The 17,819-nt window shown below is 67.1% G+C and carries 14 protein-coding genes; 7 read left to right on the top strand and 7 right to left on the bottom strand.

What is annotated here, in order from left to right:
* Position 1: 1 nt before the first annotated feature.
* Genes G7045_RS03505 through mutS form a run of 3 tightly spaced genes read right to left on the bottom strand, consistent with a single transcriptional unit; the run spans position 2 to position 3,375 of the window.
* The gene (locus tag G7045_RS03505) at positions 2-313 is read right to left on the bottom strand and encodes a CcdB family protein (protein WP_166157399.1); all 312 of its coding nucleotides are present in this window, start codon (positions 311-313) and stop codon (positions 2-4) included.
* Positions 300-716 carry a type II toxin-antitoxin system CcdA family antitoxin gene (locus G7045_RS03510; protein WP_166157402.1) on the bottom strand — a complete coding sequence of 139 codons (417 nt, stop codon included), beginning with the start codon at positions 714-716 and terminating at the stop codon, positions 300-302. Before G7045_RS03510 ends, G7045_RS03505 begins: the two co-directional genes overlap by 14 nt.
* 46 nt (positions 717-762) lie before the next feature.
* On the bottom strand, positions 763-3,375 hold the full coding sequence (mutS, locus tag G7045_RS03515; protein WP_166160335.1) for a DNA mismatch repair protein MutS: 2,613 nt from the start codon (positions 3,373-3,375) through the stop codon (positions 763-765).
* 190 nt (positions 3,376-3,565) lie between these two features.
* Here mutS and G7045_RS03520 point away from each other — a divergent pair, with 190 nt between their 5' ends.
* The 3 genes from G7045_RS03520 to G7045_RS03530 are packed head-to-tail and all read left to right on the top strand — an operon-like array spanning position 3,566 to position 11,310.
* A complete protein-coding gene (locus G7045_RS03520; protein ID WP_240919260.1) occupies positions 3,566-6,112 on the top strand; it encodes a bifunctional diguanylate cyclase/phosphodiesterase in 2,547 nt (848 codons plus the stop codon).
* A complete protein-coding gene (locus tag G7045_RS03525; protein ID WP_166157405.1) occupies positions 6,109-10,143 on the top strand; it encodes a response regulator in 4,035 nt (1,344 codons plus the stop codon). The genes G7045_RS03520 and G7045_RS03525 overlap by 4 nt, the downstream gene beginning before the upstream one ends.
* 36 nt (positions 10,144-10,179) lie before the next feature.
* On the top strand, positions 10,180-11,310 hold the full coding sequence (locus tag G7045_RS03530; protein WP_166157408.1) for a two-component system response regulator: 1,131 nt from the start codon (positions 10,180-10,182) through the stop codon (positions 11,308-11,310).
* A gap of 28 nt (positions 11,311-11,338) precedes the next feature.
* Here the strand turns inward: G7045_RS03530 and G7045_RS03535 are convergent, their stop codons facing one another.
* On the bottom strand, positions 11,339-12,199 hold the full coding sequence (locus tag G7045_RS03535) for an inositol monophosphatase family protein (protein ID WP_166157411.1): 861 nt from the start codon (positions 12,197-12,199) through the stop codon (positions 11,339-11,341).
* Between the two features lie 125 nt (positions 12,200-12,324).
* Here G7045_RS03535 and G7045_RS03540 point away from each other — a divergent pair, with 125 nt between their 5' ends.
* Positions 12,325-13,101: an RNA methyltransferase gene (locus G7045_RS03540; protein ID WP_166157414.1), complete on the top strand. Its 777-nt coding sequence runs from the start codon at positions 12,325-12,327 to the stop codon at positions 13,099-13,101.
* Between the two features lie 28 nt (positions 13,102-13,129).
* Positions 13,130-13,900 (top strand): serine O-acetyltransferase, encoded by a 771-nt coding sequence (gene cysE / locus G7045_RS03545; RefSeq protein WP_166157417.1) that lies wholly within the window; start codon positions 13,130-13,132, stop codon positions 13,898-13,900.
* A gap of 79 nt (positions 13,901-13,979) precedes the next feature.
* Here the strand turns inward: cysE and ytfE are convergent, their stop codons facing one another.
* Entirely contained in the window at positions 13,980-14,699 is a 720-nt protein-coding gene (gene ytfE / locus G7045_RS03550) for an iron-sulfur cluster repair protein YtfE (protein WP_166157420.1), read from the bottom strand.
* Positions 14,700-14,796: 97 nt separating this feature from the next.
* Between ytfE and G7045_RS03555 the strand changes: the two genes are divergently transcribed.
* Positions 14,797-15,279: an Rrf2 family transcriptional regulator gene (locus tag G7045_RS03555; RefSeq protein ID WP_166157423.1), complete on the top strand. Its 483-nt coding sequence runs from the start codon at positions 14,797-14,799 to the stop codon at positions 15,277-15,279.
* A 10-nt stretch (positions 15,280-15,289) separates the two neighbouring features.
* Here G7045_RS03555 and argP read toward each other — a convergent pair whose 3' ends face one another.
* Entirely contained in the window at positions 15,290-16,186 is an 897-nt protein-coding gene (gene argP / locus G7045_RS03560; RefSeq protein WP_166157426.1) for an HTH-type transcriptional regulator ArgP, read from the bottom strand.
* Positions 16,187-16,256: 70 nt separating this feature from the next.
* Here argP and G7045_RS03565 point away from each other — a divergent pair, with 70 nt between their 5' ends.
* Positions 16,257-16,901 (top strand): LysE/ArgO family amino acid transporter, encoded by a 645-nt coding sequence (locus G7045_RS03565; RefSeq protein ID WP_166157429.1) that lies wholly within the window; start codon positions 16,257-16,259, stop codon positions 16,899-16,901.
* A gap of 22 nt (positions 16,902-16,923) precedes the next feature.
* On the opposite strand, the gene G7045_RS03570 is transcribed toward G7045_RS03565, so the two are convergent.
* Positions 16,924-17,739: a pyruvate, water dikinase regulatory protein gene (locus G7045_RS03570; RefSeq protein WP_166157432.1), complete on the bottom strand. Its 816-nt coding sequence runs from the start codon at positions 17,737-17,739 to the stop codon at positions 16,924-16,926.
* Between the last annotated feature and the right edge of the window lie 80 nt (positions 17,740-17,819).

Genomic DNA, 17,819 nt, shown 5'->3' on the forward strand with positions numbered 1-17,819 from the left:
GTCAGTAGCCGTGCAGGGCGTAGTCGAGTGCGTCCCAGATGGCCTGGGCATCCTGGCCAAGATTGGTCAGCGGGCTACGGAGTTCGCCAGGTTCAAAGGAGCCGATGGCCAGTGTTTCCAGCACGAAGGCCTGCCCTGCCACCTTTAGCAGGGGGTTGAGCACGGAGGCGTGTTGCGGGTTGTTCAGGGGGGCGAGTGGAACGACCATGACGGCCACAGGGCGCTGGAGGAAATGGCTTTGCACTTGCACCACGTAGGGGTGGGTGGCGCGCAACTCCTCCAGCGGGTGGGGGTAGACGTCAAACTGCGCCATCAGCTGCCGCCGCTGGCTGCGCCTTGGTCTTGCGCCAATCATGGATGCGTCGTGCCATGGAGCCGATCCTGGACATGCGCTGGTTCATGGCCTCGATGGCTTCCTTGTTTTCTTCTTCCCACTGGGCGTGTGCGGCGTTCGCTTCAGCCGGGCTGCGTGCGGCTGCTGCGGCGCGCCGGGCCAGGCGCTCGGGCGTGCGCCAGCCATCACCAGCGTCACTACCGCCAGCGGCGCTGGGGTTGGCGTAGCTGGCGCGTTCTTCCTGCACGGCCAGCGGCGCGGGCACGACTTGCATGGGCTGCAGCACGATGGTGCCGTCGGCCCGGGTTTGCAGGTCAAAGAGCTGACCGGCGTATTTTTTGCCCAGCGAGATTTGGCCGCTGGCGCCGACTTCCTTGAGCATGGCGGGTGTCCTGGGGGCGGGGTGTCATGCCATCATGCGGCATGAATCAGGGCTTGGCAAGCTGGGCCTTGAGCTGGTAGAGCGCATCGAGCGCTTCGCGCGGGGTGAGCTGGTCGGGGTTGATTTGCGCCAGCAGGGTTTCGACGGCGCTGCCGGGCGCGGCGGGCGGCGCGGGCGGCGGGGCGAACAGATCGACCTGCGCCTGCCCGGCGGCGGCGCGCTCTTCGAGTGCGGCCAGGGCGTGGCGGGCGTGGCTGAGCACGGCGGCGGGCATTCCGGCGAGCTGGGCCACCTGCACGCCGTAGCTGCGGCTGGCGGGGCCGGCCTGGATTTCGTGCAGGAAGACGATGTCGTGCCCGCTCTCGGCGGCGCTCACATGCATGTTGACGGCGTGGCGCGCCTGGGTGGGCAGCTCGGTCAGTTCAAAGTAATGCGTGGCAAAGAGGGTGAAGGCGCGGTTTTTGTCGTGCAGGTGGCGCGCGATGCTGCCGGCCAGGGCCAGGCCGTCGAAGGTGCTGGTGCCCCGGCCAATTTCGTCCATCAGCACCAGGCTGTGGGGGGTGGCGGCGTGCAAAATTTGCGCCGCTTCCACCATTTCCAGCATGAAGGTGGATTGCGCGTTCGCCAGGTCGTCGGCGGCGCCGATGCGGGTGTGGATGGCGTCGATCGGGCCCAGGCGGCAGCTCGCGGCGGGCACGTGGCTGCCGATGCTGGCGAGCAGCACGATCAGCGCCACCTGGCGCATATAGGTCGATTTGCCGCCCATGTTGGGGCCGGTGATGATCTGCATCCGCGCCTGCGCCGACAGGCGCGTGTGGTTGGCGATGAAGGCGCCGGCCGAGGTTTCGGCCAGGCGCGCTTCGACCACCGGGTGGCGCCCGGCCTCGATCTCGATGCAGGGCTCGGGCACGAACTGCGGCGCGCACCAGCCCAGGGTCAGGGCGCGTTCGGCAAAGCAGCACAGCACGTCGAGCTGCGCCAGCGCCTGCGCCAGCCGTGTGAGCAGCGGCACGTGCGCCTGCAGGTCTTCGAGCAGCTGCTCGTACAGCCATTTCTCGCGCTGCAGCGCGCGTTCCTGCGCCGACAGGGCCTTGTCCTCGAAGGCTTTGAGCTCGGGCGTGATGAAGCGCTCGGCGTTCTTCAGCGTCTGGCGGCGGCGGTAGTCCGGCGGCACCTTGTCGAGGTGGCTGACGGTGACCTCGATGTAAAAGCCGTGCACGCGGTTGAACTGCACGCGCAAATTGGGGATGGCGGTGCGCTCTTTCTCGCGCGCTTCCAGGTCGAGCAGAAAACTGTCGCAGTTGTTCTGGATGGCGCGCAGCTCGTCGAGCTCGGCGTCAAAGCCGCTGGCGATGACGCCGCCGTCGCGCACCAGCGCGGCGGGCTCGGGGGCGATGGCGCGCAGCAGCAGCGCCTGGCAGCCCGGGGGCGGCTGCAGGTGGCTGAAAATTTGGGCCAAATACGGCTCTGGGGCTTGTCCATGCTGCGCGAGCAGCTGCGTTTTTTGTAGCGTCAGGGCCAGTGCCAGCAGCTCGCGCGGGCGCACCTGGCGCAGCGCCAGGCGGGCGCTGATGCGCTCGACGTCGGCCATGCCCTTGAGCGCTTCGCGCAGCAGCTGCCAGGGCCCGCCGCTGCCGCTGCCGCACAGGGCGCGGCTGGCGTCCAGGCGCTGCTGCGCGGCCTGGCGCTGGCGCGCGGGCGTGAGCAGCCAGTGGCGCAGCAGGCGGCTGCCCATGCCGGTGATGCAGGTGTCGAGCTGTGACAGCAGTGTGGGCGCGTCTTCGCCGCGCAGGGTTTGCGTCAGCTCCAGGTTGCGGCAGGTGCTCGCCGGCAGGGCGATGAGCTCGTCGCCGCGCTGCACCTGCAGGGCGTGGATGTGCGTGAGCGCGCGCCCCTGGGTGTGCTCGGCGTACTGCAGCAGGGCGGCGCAGGCGGCGTGGGCCTCGGCCAGCTCCTGCGCTTGCCAGGCGGCGAGGGTGGCGGCGCCGAGCTGTTCGAGCAGCTTGCGCTGGCCCAGGGCGCTGTCGAATTGCCAGTCGGGGCGCGGCGCCATCGGGCAGCTGCAGGCGCCGCTGTGGCGCAGCTGCTGCAGCTGCTGTTCAAAGCGCTGCGTGACGCCTGCGCTGTAGATCAGCTCGCTGGGCGCCAGGCGCGCGAGCCAGGCGCCAAGCTCGCCCTGGCTGCATTCGGCCAGAAACACCCGCCCCTGCGTGACCGAGAGCCACGCCAGGCCGCAGCGCGCGCGCTTGCCCTGGTGCACGGCCAGCAGCAGCGCCTCGCTCTTGTCGGCCAGCAGCGCGCTGTCGGTGAGGGTGCCGGGGGTGACCACGCGCACCACCTTGCGCTCGACCGGGCCCTTGGCCGTGGCCACGTCGCCCACCTGCTCGGCAATGGCCACCGATTCGCCCAGCTTGATGAGGCGCGCCAGGTAGCTCTCGAGCGCATGAAACGGCACGCCCGCCATGGGGATGGGCTGGCCGGCGGACTGGCCCCGGTGCGTGAGGGTGATGTCGAGCAACCGCGCCGCCTTGTGCGCATCGTCGTAGAACAGCTCGTAGAAGTCGCCCATGCGGTACAGCAGCAGGGTCTCGGGGTAGCCGGCCTTGAGGGCCAGGTACTGGGCCATCATGGGGGTGTGCTGTTCGGAGGGCGTGGGCATGGCGGGCATGGGCGGCAAACCGGCAAAGGCGCAGACTGTAACAGTTGCACTGTCGGGTATGTCCCAGGGGGTAGCATGTAACAAATGTTTCAAACGCAGCTGCGGGTTTGCGATACTGCGGCGCTGGTGCTTTGTGCTGTTTTTCTTTGGCTGACTGACCATCCCCAGTGCTGGGGTGTGTGGATCCCTTGTGAAACCAACTGAACTGCTGTCTGCCCTGCTGGCTCCCGCCGGCGATTCGCAACTGCCGCACGCGGCCTATGTCGGGTTGCAGGCTTTGCTCGATGCCGTGCCCATCGCCTTGATGGAGTTTTGCCTGAGCGGCTCGGATTTGATTTTGCTCGCGGCCAATGCGGCTGCGCGGCGTATGCCCGGCCTGGGGGCGGTGCGCGAGAGCGGGGCCGATGCGGCCGTGGTGTTTGACCAGCTGGCCGATACCGCGCTCGTTGAGCAGCTGCGCGGCGTGGCGCAGCTGGGCGTGCCGCTGGATGTGCGTCATGTGCGCCGCGAAGGCCCACGCCTGCAGCTGGCCTGGGACGTGGCCGCGCGCAGCCTGGCCGAGGGCTGCGTGCTGGTGGCCATTGCGGATGCGAGCGAGGCCGAGGAGCTGCGCTACCAGCTGCGCGCGAGCGAGGCGGCGCTGGCCGAGGCGCGGCGCGACCTGCGCGAGCAGACCGAGGTTTTTGACACCATGGAGACGCTGGCGCGCGCGGGCCACTGGCGGCGCATCAAAGACCCGGCGGAGACGGTGCTGCTGTGGTCGCCCGGGCTGTGCGACATCGCCGGCTTTGAGCGCCAGGAGTGGGTCGATCCCGAGCACGCTGTCAGCGGCATCCTGCCCGATGACCGTGCACGCTACGAAACCGCCAGCCGTGCCTACGACGGCGCCGACGTCGAATACCGCTGGCGCCGCCCCGATGGCCAGGTGCGCTGGATGCGCTCGCGTGTGCAGCGGGTGCGAATGCGTGACGGCGTGGCGGTGCAAATGGGCGTGGTGCAGGACGTGACGCAAGAGCACCAGGCGGCCGAGCAGCTGCGTGAGCAGCTGCTGTTCATCCAGCGCATTGCCAGCCGGGTGCCGGGCTTTATCTACCAGTACCGACTCGGGCGCGGTGGCGATGGCGCGCATGTGCAGTACGTGAGCGATGCCGTGCGTGAGTTTTTGGGTGTCGAGCCCGCCGCCGTGCTGCGCGACCACGACATGCTGCTGCAGCGCGTGCTGCCCGAGGATGTGCCGCAGCTGCGCCGCGCCATGTTGCTGTCGGTGCGTCGGCTCTCGCCCTGGCAGAGCGAATACCGCGTGCGGATGCCCGACGGCAGCGTGCGCTGGCACATGACCAGCGCCGTGCCTTACCGCGAGGGCGATGGCGCGGTGGTGGCGCATGGCTTCACCATGGACATCACCGACCGCAAGCGCGCCGAGCAGCAGATCGAGCGCCTGGCCTTCTATGACGTACTCACCGGCCTGCCCAACCGGCGCCTGCTGCTCGACCGCCTGCAGCGCGCCACCATGCTGAGCCAGCGCACGCAGCAGCAGGGGGCGCTGTTGTTCATCGACCTGGACAATTTCAAGGTACTCAACGACACCCTCGGGCACGACATGGGCGACCAGCTCCTGATCGAAGTCGCCAACCGCCTGAGCGAGACCGTGCGCGAGAGCGATACCGTGGCGCGTTTGGGCGGCGACGAGTTCGTCGTCATGCTCGACAGCCTGGCTGCCAATGCCGATGAAGCCGCCTTGCAGGCCGAGGCGGTGGCGGAAAAACTGCTGTTGCACGTGAACGAGCCCATCGTCCTTGCCGGGCGCCAGCACTACAGCTCGCCGAGCATCGGCATCGCCCTGTTTGGCCCCGAACGGGTGCCGGTGCACGAGCTGCTCAAGCGCGCCGACCTGGCCATGTACGAGGCCAAAGGCGCGGGGCGCAACACGCTGCGGTTTTTTGATCCCGAGATGCAAGCGAGCGTCAACGCCCGCCTGCACCTGGAGGCCGACATGCGCCAGGGCCTGGAGCGCGGCGAATTCAGCGTGCACTACCAGCCCATCGTCGATGAGCGTGCGCGCCTGGTGGGCGCCGAGGTGCTGCTGCGCTGGCAGCACCCCACGCGTGGCATGGTCAGCCCGGCGGAATTCATTCCGCTGGCCGAGCAAACCGGGCTCATCCTGCCGCTGGGACGCTTTGTACTGCAGCAGGCGTGCGCGCAGCTGGTGCGCTGGGCGCAGGATGAGCGCACGGCGCGGCTGGGGCTGTCGGTGAACGTGAGTGCGCGCCAGTTCCGTCATGCCGATTTTGTCGATGAGGTGCTGGACGTGCTGCAAGCGAGCGGCGCCAATGCCCAGCGCCTGACGCTGGAGCTGACCGAGAGCATGTTGCTCGGCAAGGTGGAGGAGGCGATCGCACGGATGCAGCAACTGCAAAAGCAGGGCATAGGCTTTGCGCTCGACGATTTCGGCACCGGCTACTCCAGCCTGAGCTTCTTGAAGCGCCTGCCGCTGCAGCAGATCAAGATCGACCAGGGCTTTGTGCGCGACCTGCTCGAAGACCCGAACGACGCCGCCATCGTGCGCACCATCTTGGCGCTGGCGCAGAGCCTGGACTTGCATGTGGTGGCCGAGGGTGTGGAAACCGCCGGCCAGCTGGGCTTTTTGCGCCTGCACGGCTGCCCAGGTTTTCAGGGCTATTTGTTTGGCCGCCCGGCACCGCTGGCGGCCTGGGATGAACTGCTGTTCAAGGTATGAACCAGCTGCTCGACAAACTCTTTGCCCGCCGCCAGCGCTGGCTGCCCGGCATGGCGCTGGTGCTGCTGCTGGCGCTGCTGGGTGCCTGGCTGGCGGTGCAGACGGTGGAGGCGCTGCTGCAGGCGCAGCGCGGGCAGGAGCGTACCCGCCTCGTCAACCAGACGGCGCAGGAGTTGCTGGGTAAAACCAGCGCCGGGCCGCTGCTGGCGGCGGCGGTGCAGCTGGGCCTGGACGAGCCCTTGCTCAAGGGCTTGGCGCTGGGCCACTTGCCGCCCGATGCCCCCGATGCCCTCTCGCGCCTGGCGCTGGCGCGCGTGCGCTCAGGCGCGGTCGATGTGTACGTTCTCGACCAGGCTGGCACGGTGGTGGCGCACGACACCGAGGGTGAGCACGCCACGGGTTTTAACCTGTTCTCGCGCCCCTATCTGCAGCAGGCGCTGCATGGGCGCGCCAACGTGTACGCGGCGCAGGGGCGCAGCACCCATGTGCGCGGGCTGTATTTCACGGCGCCGCTGTATGAGGGCGAAGACAGCAGTGGCGCAGTGATTGGCGCCGTGGTGCTCAAGACCAGCTTTGTCCCCATCGATACGCTGCTGCTGCGCAGCGGCATGACCATGCTGCTGCTCTCGCCCGAGGGCGTGGCCTTTGCCGCCACGCGGCCCGAATGGCAGTACGCCATGCGCGCGCCGCTGTCGCAAGAGCGCATCGACGCCGTGCGCGCCCTGGGCCAGTTTGGCAACCACTTTGACAACAACCAGGCGCAGGCCCTGCCGTTCACCCAGGAGGCAACGCAGGCCTTGATTGGCGGCAAGCCCTACGCCATTGCCCGCCAGGACATCGTCTGGAACGACCCTGGCGGCCCCTGGCGTCTGGTAGCGCTCGACGACGTCAGCGCCCTGGTGCCGGCGGCGCTGCGCTGGCAGGTGGGGGTGGCGGCTTTTTTGCTGCTGTGCGTGTTTGGCAGCCTGGTGTTCGTCATGCTGCGCAGCCGCGCGCGCATGGCGGCGGTGCTCGAACGCTTCCGGGTGCTGGGCGCAGCGCTCGAGAGCAGTCCGGTGGGCGTGGTCATCACCGACCCCCAGGGCCGCATTGAATGGGTCAACCCGCATTACGAGCACAACACCGGCTACCGCCTGCGCGAGGTGCAGGGGCAAAAGCCCAGCGTGGTCGCCAGCGGGCAAACGCCGACGCACCACTACCGCGCCATGTGGAAGGCGCTGCTGGCGGGCCAGCCCTGGAGCGGGCGCTTCGTCAACCGCCGCCGCGATGGCAGCCTGTACCACGACGAGGCCACGCTCTCGCCCGTTGTTGACAAGCGAGGTCAGTGCATCGCCATCGTCGGCCTGCACCAGGACGTGACCGCGCGCATCGAGGCGCAGCAGGCACTCGAATGCCAGCAGCAGGAGCTGAGCGAACTGCTGGACCAGCACACGGCCATTTTTGACAACGCCCCGCCCATCTTGCTGGTGTGCGATGGCGCCTACCGCCAGGTCAACCCGGCCTTTGCCGAGCTCATGGGTGGCCAGGCACAGGACATGGTGGGCACCCCCATTGCCCGCCTGTTTGGCAGCGAGGACAGCTACCAGGCTTTCAATACCATGGTCGTGCAGGGCTTGGCACAGCGCCAGGCGGTGCAGCAGGTGTGGCCGCTGCAGCGCCTCGATGGCACGCAGTTCCAGGCGCGGCTGTCGGGGCGCATGGTCAAGCTCACGGGCTGTTCGCGCGGCTCGATCTGGGTGATTGAAAACGTTACCGAGGCGCTGCGCGCCGAAGAAGCTTTGCACCAGGCGAAAGAAGCGGCAGACGCCGCCAACCGCGCCAAGAGTGATTTTTTGGCCAACATGAGCCACGAGATTCGCACGCCCATGAACGCCATCATTGGCATGTCGCACCTGGCGCTCAAATCGGGGCTGGACGCGCGCCAGCATGGCTACGTCAGCAAAATCCAGCAGGCCGGTCAGCATCTGCTGGGGGTCATCAACGACATTTTGGATTTTTCCAAGATCGAGGCCGGCAAGCTGCAGCTCGACGCCCAGCCGTTTGCGCTCGACCGCCTGCTCGCCGGCGTGGTCGATGTGGTCGGCTACAAGGCCGGCGCCAAGGGGCTGGAGCTGGTGCTCGACGTGGCGCCCGATGTGCCGCAAAACCTGGTGGGTGATGCGCTGCGCATCGGCCAGGTGCTGATCAACTTTGCCAACAACGCCGTCAAGTTCACCGAGCGCGGTGAAATCACCCTGCTCGTGCGCCGGCAGGACAGCAGCGCGCCGGGCCAGGTGCTGCTGCGCTTTGAGGTGCAAGACAGCGGCATTGGCATCGCTGCCGAGCAGATGGGGCGCTTGTTCCAGAGTTTTGAGCAGGCCGACAGCTCCACCACCCGGCGCTACGGCGGCACGGGCCTGGGGCTGGCCATTTGTCGCAAGCTCGCTGAGCTCATGGGCGGCAGCGTGGGCGCCGACAGCACGCCCGGCCAGGGCTCGCGCTTTTGGGCTGATTTGCCGCTGGCGCTGGGCGTTCCAGCCCCGCGCCGCGAGCTGCCGGCGGGCTGCTTGCAATCTGGGCGTGTGCTGGTGGTGGATGACAACGAGGCCGCCGCCCATGTGCTGTGCGACATGCTGCAGTCCCTGGGGTTGCAGACGCAGACGGTGCATTCCGGTGCCGAGGCCCTGATCGCCGTGCGCCAGGCGATGGATGCGGGGGCACCGCACAGCTTGCTGCTGCTCGATTGGCAGATGCCGGGCATGGACGGCATCGAGCTGGCGCGGCGCATTCGCGCGCTCAACATCGGCCCGGTGCCGCAGATGCTGATGGTCACCGCCTATGGCCGCGAGGAGGTTTTGCAGGCCGCGCGCCAGCAGGGCATAGACACGGTGCTCATCAAGCCCGTCAGCGCCTCGGTGCTGTTTGAAACCCTGGTGCAGCCCCTGGCCGCCATTGAGCCCCAGGCCGGCCACCGGGCCAGCCTGCAAGACCCGGCGCAGCAGGCGCTGCTCGAGCCGCTGCGCGGCGCGCGTGTGCTGCTGGTCGAAGACAACGACCTGAACCAGCTGGTGGCGCAGGAGCTGCTGCGCGATGCGGGCTTGCAGGTCGATCTGGCGGCCGACGGCCAGCAGGCCCTCGACGCCCTGGCGCAGCAAGACTACGACGTGGTGCTGATGGACATGCAAATGCCCGTGATGGACGGCGAAACCGCCACCCGCCGCTTGCGCCAGAACCCGCGCTGGGCCGATTTGCCCGTGATCGCCATGACCGCCAACGCCATGGACAGCGACCGCCAGCGCTGCCTGGCCGCCGGCATGAACGACCACGTCGCCAAGCCGATAGCGCCCGAGCAATTGTGGGCTGCGCTGCGGCGTTGGCTGCGTCCGGCGGCCCCGGTGGCGCCCATCCCAACGCCCGCTCCACCGCCAGCCCCCGCACCGATGGCCGCCGGCGCCGTCGATGCCTTGCTGCCCGCGCACCTGCCGGGCGTGGACATGCGCCAGGGCCTGCAGCGTGCGCTGGGGCGCCCGGCGCTGTATGCCGACATGCTGCGCCGCTTTGCACAGGGCCAGGCCCTGTGGGCGCACGATTTTGCAGCGGCCATGCAGGCGGGCGATGCGCGCCTGGCCGAGCGCCTGGCGCACACCCTGCGCTCGGTGGCCGGCAATATTGGCGCGCAGCCGCTGGCGCAGTACGCGCAGCAGCTCGAAAGCCTGCTGCGTGCTGCGGCCCCGGCGCCCCAGGTGGTGGAGGTGCAGGCCGAGCTGCAAACCTTGCTCGCCGAGCTGCAGCAGGCGCTGCGCCAATGGCAGCCAGCCCTGGCACCCGCGCCCGCAGCCGCCGCTGAGGTGGCGCAGGCCGCGCCGCTGGTGACCGAGCTGCGCCGCCTGCTGTGCGCCGATGATCCGGCCGCCGTTGCATACTTGGAGCGCCACAGTGCCCTGTTCCAGGCGCTGTGGGGCGAGCATTTCCAGCGGGTGCGGGGCAAAACCCAGGCATTCGAATTTGAACAGGCGCTGCAAAGCATGGACGCGGCAGGTACCCCGCCGTAACCCCAGGCGCAGCGCCACCACCACAGCAGGAAGACCATGGACTACGCCCCCTTCTTGAGCCCATCATCGGTGTTGGTTGACAAGCCCATTGCCACGGTGCTGGTGGTGGACGATACGCCCGAAAACCTGTCGCTCATGGGCGCGCTGCTGCGCGACCATTACCACGTCAAGGTGGCGAATCAGGGGGAGAAGGCGCTCAAGATCGCCCAGGCGGAGGCGCCGCCCGACCTGATCTTGCTCGACATCATGATGCCGGGCATCGACGGCTACGAGGTCTGTCGCCAGCTCAAGGCGCGGACGCAGACACGCGACATTCCGGTGATTTTTCTCACCGCCCGCGCCGAGATCGAGGACGAGCGCCTGGGGCTGGCGCTGGGGGCGGTGGACTACATCACCAAGCCCATCAGCCCGCCGATTTTGCTCGCGCGCGTGGCCACGCACCTGGCGCTCAAGGCATCGAACGATTTTCTGCGCGACAAAAGTGCCTACCTGGAGCGCGAGGTGGCGCTGCGCACGCTGGAGGTGCAGGCCATTCAGGATGTGACCATCATGGCCATGACCAGCCTGGCCGAGACGCGCGACAACGAAACCGGCAACCACATCCGGCGCACGCAGCTCTACGTCAAGGCCCTGGCCGAGCGCTTGCGCGAGCACCCGCGCTTTGCCCATGTGCTGACCGATCGCATGATCGACCTGCTGTACAAGTCGGCGCCGCTGCACGACATCGGCAAGATTGGTATTCCCGACGCCATCTTGCTCAAGCCGGGCAAGCTCACGGTGCAGGAGTTTGAGGTCATGAAAACCCACACCACCCTTGGGCGCCGGGCCATCGAGGAGGCTGAGCGGCGCCTGGGGATGCGCGTGGCCTTCTTGAGCGTGGCCAAGGAAATAGCCTACAGCCACCAGGAAAAGTGGGACGGCAGCGGCTACCCCGAAGGGCTCAAGGGCGATGCGATTCCGATTTCCGCGCGCCTGATGGCGCTGGCCGACGTGTACGACGCGCTTATCAGCCGCCGCGTGTACAAGCCGGCGTTCTCGCACGAGCAGGCGTGCGTCATCATCGTCAAGGGCCGGGGCAGCCATTTTGACCCCGACATTGCCGATGCGTTTGTCGAGCTGGCCGGGGATTTTTTGCGCATCTCACAGCGCTATCCCGACCCGGATTGAGAGCCGGGAGGGGGCTGCGCGCGTGGGCTTATTCGCCAGCGCTGGGCGCGTCTTGGCGCAGCGTGGCCTTTTCCCCGGCGCTGGCGAATTTGCTGTACTTGGAGAGCAGGGGCACCAGCTGGCCGTAAATGCGTGGCGCGGCGGCCAGGCATTCTTTTTGTTCCAGAAAATCGGCTTCGCCGGTGTAGTTGCCGATCAAGCCGCCGGCCTCGGTTACCAGCAGCGAGCCGGCCGCCACGTCCCAGATCGACAGGCCGGTTTCAAAAAAACCGTCGCTGAAACCTGCCGCCACGTAGGCCAGGTCGAGCGCGGCCGAGCCCGGGCGGCGCAGGCCCGCCGTGCGCGGCATGATGTCGGCCATGATGGCCATGTAGTTCTTGAAATGGTCGCCAGGGCGGAAGGGAAAGCCGGTGGAGATCAGGCAGTCCTTGAGCTGGGTGCGCTTGGAGACGCGGATGCGCCGCTCGTTCATGAAGGCGCCGCGCCCGCGCGTGGCGGTGAACAGGTCGTTGCGCGTGGGGTCGTAGATGACGGCGTGCTCGATCTTGTCCTGGTACGCCAGGGCAATGCTCACGCAGTACACCGGAAAGCCGTGGATGAAGTTGGTCGTGCCGTCGAGCGGGTCGATGATCCAGCAGTAGTCCGAATGCTTGGCACCGCGTTCGCTGCCGCTTTCTTCGGCCAAGATGGCGTGGCCGGGGTAGGCGGTGAGCAGGGTGTCGATGATGACCTGTTCGGCGGCGTGATCGACCTCGGTCACAAAGTCGTTGACCTGCTTTTGCGAAATACGCACCGCTTCCACGTCGAGCGCAGCGCGGTTGATGATGGCGCCGGCGGCGCGTGCGGCCTTGATGGCCACGTTGAGCATGGGGTGCAGGTTGGACGACATAGCTTGTGACGAAGGTGCGAGGGGCGGCTGGTGGCCGAAAGCGGGCCCGGCGATGCGAGCGCGCAAAGGAGGCATTCTAGCTGTGCTGCCCCGCATTTGCCCAGCCGGCTGCGACAATCCCCCCTATGCACACGCGTTTTATCCTGATTGAAACCAGCCACGCCGGCAATGTGGGCGCTGCCGCCCGCGCCTTGAAAACCATGGGTTTTGACGACCTGGTGCTGGTGCGCCCGCGCTGGCCGAATGTGCTGCGCAAAGAAGAAACCATCCAGCGTGCCAGCGGCGCCCTGGACGTGCTGGAGAAGGCGCGCATCGTCGCCAGCCTGGACGAGGCGCTCGACGGCGTGAGCCACCTGTGCGCCACGGCGATGACGCCGCGCGACTTCGGCCCGCCCACGCGCGCGCCCCGGCAGCATTTTGAAATGCTATTAAAACAGGAGCTGCTCGCGCGCTCTGGTAAAGCGTTAGAGGCTGATTTTGCTCCCAATGCAGGCATTGCCTTCTTGTTTGGCTGCGAGCGCTTTGGCATGGCCAACGAAGATGTGTACCGCTGCCATGCGGCGCTGTCGATACCGACCAATCCCCAGTTTGGCTCGCTCAACCTCGGGGCGGCGGTGCAGCTCATTGCCTATGAATGGCGCCAGGCGCTGGGCAGTTTTGCCCTGCCCGATGCGCGGGCGCCGGCGCTGCAGGCCGATGCGCAGCAGGTGGCGGGCATGTTGGCGCATTGGGAGCAGGCGCTGACGGCGGTGGGTTTTTTGGACCCGGCGGCGCCGAAAAAGCTCATGCCGCGCCTGAACCATCTTTTCAACCGTGCGCAGCTGACGCCGGAAGAAATCCACATTCTGCGCGGCATTGCCAAAGCCATGCTGCAGACGGCTGCGGGTAAGCCGCTAGACTGAGCGGCCCTTGCTTTTGCACAACAACAATATGTTTGCCCGCCTGCGTTCCGACATCCAGTGCATTCTTGACCGCGACCCGGCGGCGCGCTCGCGCTTTGAGGTCGTGACCTGCTACCCCGGCCTGCACGCCATCTGGCTGCAGCGCCCGGCGCACTGGTGCTGGAACCATGGCCTCAAGTGGCTCGGGCGCTTCATCTCGCACTTTGCGCGCTGGTGTACGGGGATTGAGATCCACCCCGGTGCCGTCATCGGTGAGCGCGTTTTCATCGACCACGGCATGGGCGTGGTGATTGGCGAGACGGCGGTGGTGGGCGATGGCTGCACCATCTACCACGGCGTCACGCTGGGCGGCACCTCGCTCTACAAGGGCGCCAAGCGCCACCCGACGCTCGGGCGCGACGTGGTGGTGGCTGCTGGCGCCAAGGTGCTCGGCGGTTTTGAGGTGGGTGACGGGGCCAAAATCGGCAGCAATGCCGTGGTCATCAAGCCCGTGCCGGCGGGCGCTACGGCGGTGGGCATTCCGGCGCGCATCATCCCCTCCAAGGAAGGCCACAGCGCCGACGTGACCGAGGCGCCGCGCCCGCGTTTTACCGCCTACGGTGTGACGCAGGAGGACGATCCGCTGTCGCAGGCGCTGCACGGCATCATCAACAACGCCTCGGCGCAGGAGCACCAGATTGCGCTGCTCTGGCGTGCCCTGGAGCAGCTCGCCCAGGGGCAGCGCGAATGCGTGCCCGGCGAGGCGGCGCGCGAGGAGCATTTCGAGGCCGGCAAGTTCAACGACATGGTGGGTAAATAAAAACGGCGCCCGTGCAGGGCGCCGTCAAGCCTTCTCGTGTTGCTGCCGGGTTCAGCGTTCAGCGTTTAGCGTTTAGCGTTTAGCTGCAGCCGCAGGTGCCACCGCCGCAGCCGCCTTGTGCCGCTGCCTTTTCAAATTGCGGGAACAGCACGTTGTTTTCCAGGTGGATGTGGTTGATGAGATCGTCGCGCAGCTGCGCCATGCCGGAGTAGAGCGCACGCCAGGTGTTGCACGCACCCGGGGGCGGGGTGATGTCGTTGGTCAGGCGGGCGATGTGCTCCAGGGCCTCGCCGTGGTCGTTGTGCTCGTGGCGCATCATGGCGATGGGCTGGGGCACAAAGCTGTTGCCACCGGCGCGCAGCATGGGGAACAGCACGGCCTCTTCCTTGTGCATGTGCGTGGTCAGCTCGCGCTCCATGGCTTCGAGGGTGTCGGCCAGGCCGTGCGGGGTGTGGGGGTTGTCGCGGTGCACGGCCTCGACGCGGCGCGCCATGCGCACCAGCTCGGGCAGCTGGGCGCGGTGCACTTCGTGGTAACGCGCCAGGATGTGGTCGATCAGCTCGTTGGGCGTGCCGGTGTCGGGCAGCTCGGTCGGGCGTTGCAGGCTGGCGAGCTCATCGACCACGGCCTGCAGCTCCAGGCCACGACCGGCGCAGGACTGGCGCAGGCTGACCTGGCCGCCACAGCAAAAATCGAGTTTCAGACGGCGAAAAACCGCTGTCGCGCCGGGTAATTCGACGGCGATCTGGCCAATCGCTTGTTCGACGTCTATCGGGGTCTGGGGCAGACGGGCGTTCATGGTGGACTGTCCTTGTAAAGATTCATTCGACATGTGCATTTTATCGAAATAAAATTCATCCTGTATGACTCTTTTCTTGACCTAAGGCAATTCCTCCATGCGCCTGACCCAATGGACCGACTACGCCCTGCGCGTGCTGATGTACTGCGCCGGCCAGCAGGAGCGCGAGCAGCCGGTGACGATCAGCGAGGTGGCGCAATCGCACGACATCTCGCGCAGTCACCTGACCAAGATCGTGCAGGAGCTGGCGGCCCAGGGCCTGCTGGAGACCACGCGCGGGCGCGGCGGCGGTATGCGCCTGATGCGCCCGGCCAAGGAGATCAGCGTCGGTGCCGTGGTGCGGGTGATGGAGTCGGACTTTGAAATGGTCGAATGCTTCAACCTGGAGAACAACACCTGCCGCCTGAGCAGCCACTGCGTGCTCAAGGGCGTACTCGGCAGCGCCACCCAGGCGTATCTGGCCGTGCTCGACCGCCTGACGCTGGCCGACCTGGTGCCGCAGCCGCCGGAGCCTATCTCTTTACCGGCACCCGGCGCCGCGCCCGCGCAGCCGGTGCATATGCTGCGCCTGGTGCGGTAGGGTAAGTAGGTTAGTGCAAGCTCTCGTGCGCAGCCGCCAGCACGCAGTCTGTCAGGCGCTGCAGCGCGGCCCGGGCGCTGCGCGGGTGGGCCCAGAACAGCGGTACGTCGATGCGGGCCTCGGGCCGTAGCTCCACCAGGCGGCCCTGGGCCAGTTCCTCTTGCACCATGGCCATGGGGTGCATTCCCCAGCCCATGCCAATTTCACAAGCGCGCACATAGCCACCGGCTGAGGGCAGGAAATGCCGGGGCGGCGCTTCGCTCGGGGTCAGGCCCTGGGTTTGCAGCCATTGTTCTTGCAGGCGGTCGTTGCGGTCGTACACCATCATGGGTGCACGCGCCAGGGCCTGCGCCGTCACGCCCTGGGCAAAGTGGCGGTGCATGAAGGCCGGGCTGGTGGCGGCGATGTAGCGCATGGTGCCCAGGGGCCAGCTGTCGCAGCCGGCCATCGGTGCGGCGCTGGTGGTCACGGCGGCCAGCACCTCGCCTTCGCGCAGGCGCAGGCCGGTGTGCTCCTGGTCGTCAATGCGCAGATCGAGCAGCTCCGTGCCGCCCGCAGTAAAGGCCGCCACCGCCTGCATGAACCAGGTGGCGAGCGAGTCGGCATTGACCGCCAGTTTGAGCGTGGGCGTGTGCTCCGCCATGGCCGGCAGCAGCGCCGGGTGGCGGCTGCGCAGCTGGTGTTCGAGCAGCGCCACCTGCTCCAGGTGCAGGCACAGGTGGCGCCCGGCCTCGGTGCCGGTGCAGGGGCTGCCGCGCTGCACCAGCACCTGGCCGGCGCGTTCTTCCAATTGTTTGATGCGCTGCGAGACGGCAGAGGGCGTGACGTGCAGGCGCTGCGCTGCGCGTTCAAAACTGCCTTCGCGCAGCACGGCGGCCAGGGCCTGGAGGGCGGCGTAGTCCAGCATGAAGTTTTGCTAAATATGCATTAGAAATTTGAAGTGTACTTAAATGCATGGTGTGCTTAGCATCGGCGCCATGTTCTCTCTTGCTGCTGCTTCTCCCTGGTCTGCCGCCTGGCTCGCGGGCTTTGGCGTGTGCCTGTCGCTGATTGCTTCCATTGGCGCGCAAAACCTGTACGTGCTGCGCCAGGCCGTGCGGGGCGAGCATGTGCGTGCCTGCGTGGCGCTGTGTGTGGCTTGCGATGCGTTGCTGGTGGCCCTGGGGGTGGCGGGCATGGCGCAGCTGCTGGGGTCTTCGCCCGTGCTGGCGCAATGGCTGCAGTGGGGCGGGGCGCTGTTTTTACTGGCCTACGGCCTGTTTGCCTGGCAGCGGGCGCTGTTTGCGCCGGATGCGAACCAGGCCGCAACCGGGGGCGATCGCGTGGCGCGCGGCGTGCTGGGCGTGCTCGCAGGGTTGGCCGTGATTACCTTGCTCAACCCGCACGTGTACCTTGATACCGTGCTTTTGATCGGCTCCATCGGCGCGCGCCAGCCGGGGGCGCTGAAGGCGGTGTTCGTGCTGGGTGCGACCTGCGCCAGCCTGAGCTGGTTCGTCGCCCTGGCGGTGACGGGGCGGCGCTTGCAGCACTGGTTTGCCCAGCCCCGGGCCTGGCGTGTGCTCGATGCGTTCACCGGCAGCACCATGCTGGTGCTCGCCTGGTGGGTGGCGCGCAGTGCGTGAGCGTTTGGTTCAAGACCCCAGCTCAATACACCAGCCGCTCGGGCCGCACCTCTTGCAAGATGGTGGTGGCGATTTCCTCGATGCTTTTGGTCGTGGTCGAGAGCCATCGGATGCCGGCGCGGCGCATCATGGCCTCGGACTCGCTGACTTCGTAGCGGCAGTTGACGATGTCGGCGTAGCGTGAGTTCGGGCGGCGCTCGTTGCGGATCTCGGAAAGGCGCTCGGGCTGGATGGTCAGGCCGAAGATTTTCTTGCGGTGCGGCAGCAGCGCGGGCGGCAGCTGGCGGCGCTCGAAGTCTTCGGGAATCAGCGGGTAGTTGGCCACCTTCAGGCCGCACTGCATCGCCAGGTACAGGCTGGTGGGCGTCTTGCCGCTTCTGGAGACGCCGATCAGGATGACGTCGGCGCCCTCCAGGTCGCGGTGGCTTTGGCCGTCGTCGTGGTCGAGGCTGAAGTTGATGGCCTCGATGCGGTCGATGTACTCCTTGGAGCGCGTCACGTCCGAAAAGCGCCCGACGCGGTGCAGCGACTTGATGCCCAGCTCCTGCTCCAGCGGCCGCACAAAGGTGCCGAACATGTCCATCAACATGCCTTTGCAGCCTTCCTGGATGACCTTGAGCACCTCCATGTTCACCAGCGTGGTGAAGACGATGGGCTTCTTGCCCTCGAGCTCCGCCTGGTGGTTGATCTGGCGTACGGCCTGGTGGGCCTTGTCCACGGTGTCGATGAAGGGCAGGCGAACGTGGCGCGATTTGACTTCAAACTGCGCCAAGATGGCATTGCCAAAGGTTTCGGCGGTGATGCCGGTGCCGTCAGAGATGAAAAAAACAGTGCGCATGGGAGAAAGGGCTGAGAGGGGAAGCCATAGGCTGCAGGGCTTGGGGGCTGCGGCATAGAATCGCGCCCATTGTCCCAAAT

The sequence above is a fragment of the Acidovorax sp. HDW3 genome, from assembly GCF_011303755.1.
Lineage (GTDB): Bacteria > Pseudomonadota > Gammaproteobacteria > Burkholderiales > Burkholderiaceae_C > Paenacidovorax.

Excerpts from the sequence above, each read along its gene's own strand:
- G7045_RS03505 (WP_166157399.1), bottom strand. The coding sequence starts at position 313 with ATGGCGCAGTTTGACGTCTACCCCCACCCGCTGGAGGAGTTGCGCGCC.
- G7045_RS03510 (WP_166157402.1), bottom strand. The coding sequence starts at position 716 with ATGCTCAAGGAAGTCGGCGCCAGCGGCCAAATCTCGCTGGGCAAAAAA.
- mutS (WP_166160335.1), bottom strand. The coding sequence starts at position 3,375 with ATGCCCACGCCCTCCGAACAGCACACCCCCATGATGGCCCAGTACCTG.
- G7045_RS03525 (WP_166157405.1), top strand. The coding sequence starts at position 6,109 with ATGAACCAGCTGCTCGACAAACTCTTTGCCCGCCGCCAGCGCTGGCTG.
- G7045_RS03530 (WP_166157408.1), top strand. The coding sequence starts at position 10,180 with ATGGACTACGCCCCCTTCTTGAGCCCATCATCGGTGTTGGTTGACAAG.
- G7045_RS03535 (WP_166157411.1), bottom strand. The coding sequence starts at position 12,199 with ATGTCGTCCAACCTGCACCCCATGCTCAACGTGGCCATCAAGGCCGCA.
- G7045_RS03540 (WP_166157414.1), top strand. The coding sequence starts at position 12,325 with ATGCACACGCGTTTTATCCTGATTGAAACCAGCCACGCCGGCAATGTG.
- cysE (WP_166157417.1), top strand. The coding sequence starts at position 13,130 with ATGTTTGCCCGCCTGCGTTCCGACATCCAGTGCATTCTTGACCGCGAC.
- ytfE (WP_166157420.1), bottom strand. The coding sequence starts at position 14,699 with ATGAACGCCCGTCTGCCCCAGACCCCGATAGACGTCGAACAAGCGATT.
- G7045_RS03555 (WP_166157423.1), top strand. The coding sequence starts at position 14,797 with ATGCGCCTGACCCAATGGACCGACTACGCCCTGCGCGTGCTGATGTAC.
- argP (WP_166157426.1), bottom strand. The coding sequence starts at position 16,186 with ATGCTGGACTACGCCGCCCTCCAGGCCCTGGCCGCCGTGCTGCGCGAA.
- G7045_RS03565 (WP_166157429.1), top strand. The coding sequence starts at position 16,257 with ATGTTCTCTCTTGCTGCTGCTTCTCCCTGGTCTGCCGCCTGGCTCGCG.
- G7045_RS03570 (WP_166157432.1), bottom strand. The coding sequence starts at position 17,739 with ATGCGCACTGTTTTTTTCATCTCTGACGGCACCGGCATCACCGCCGAA.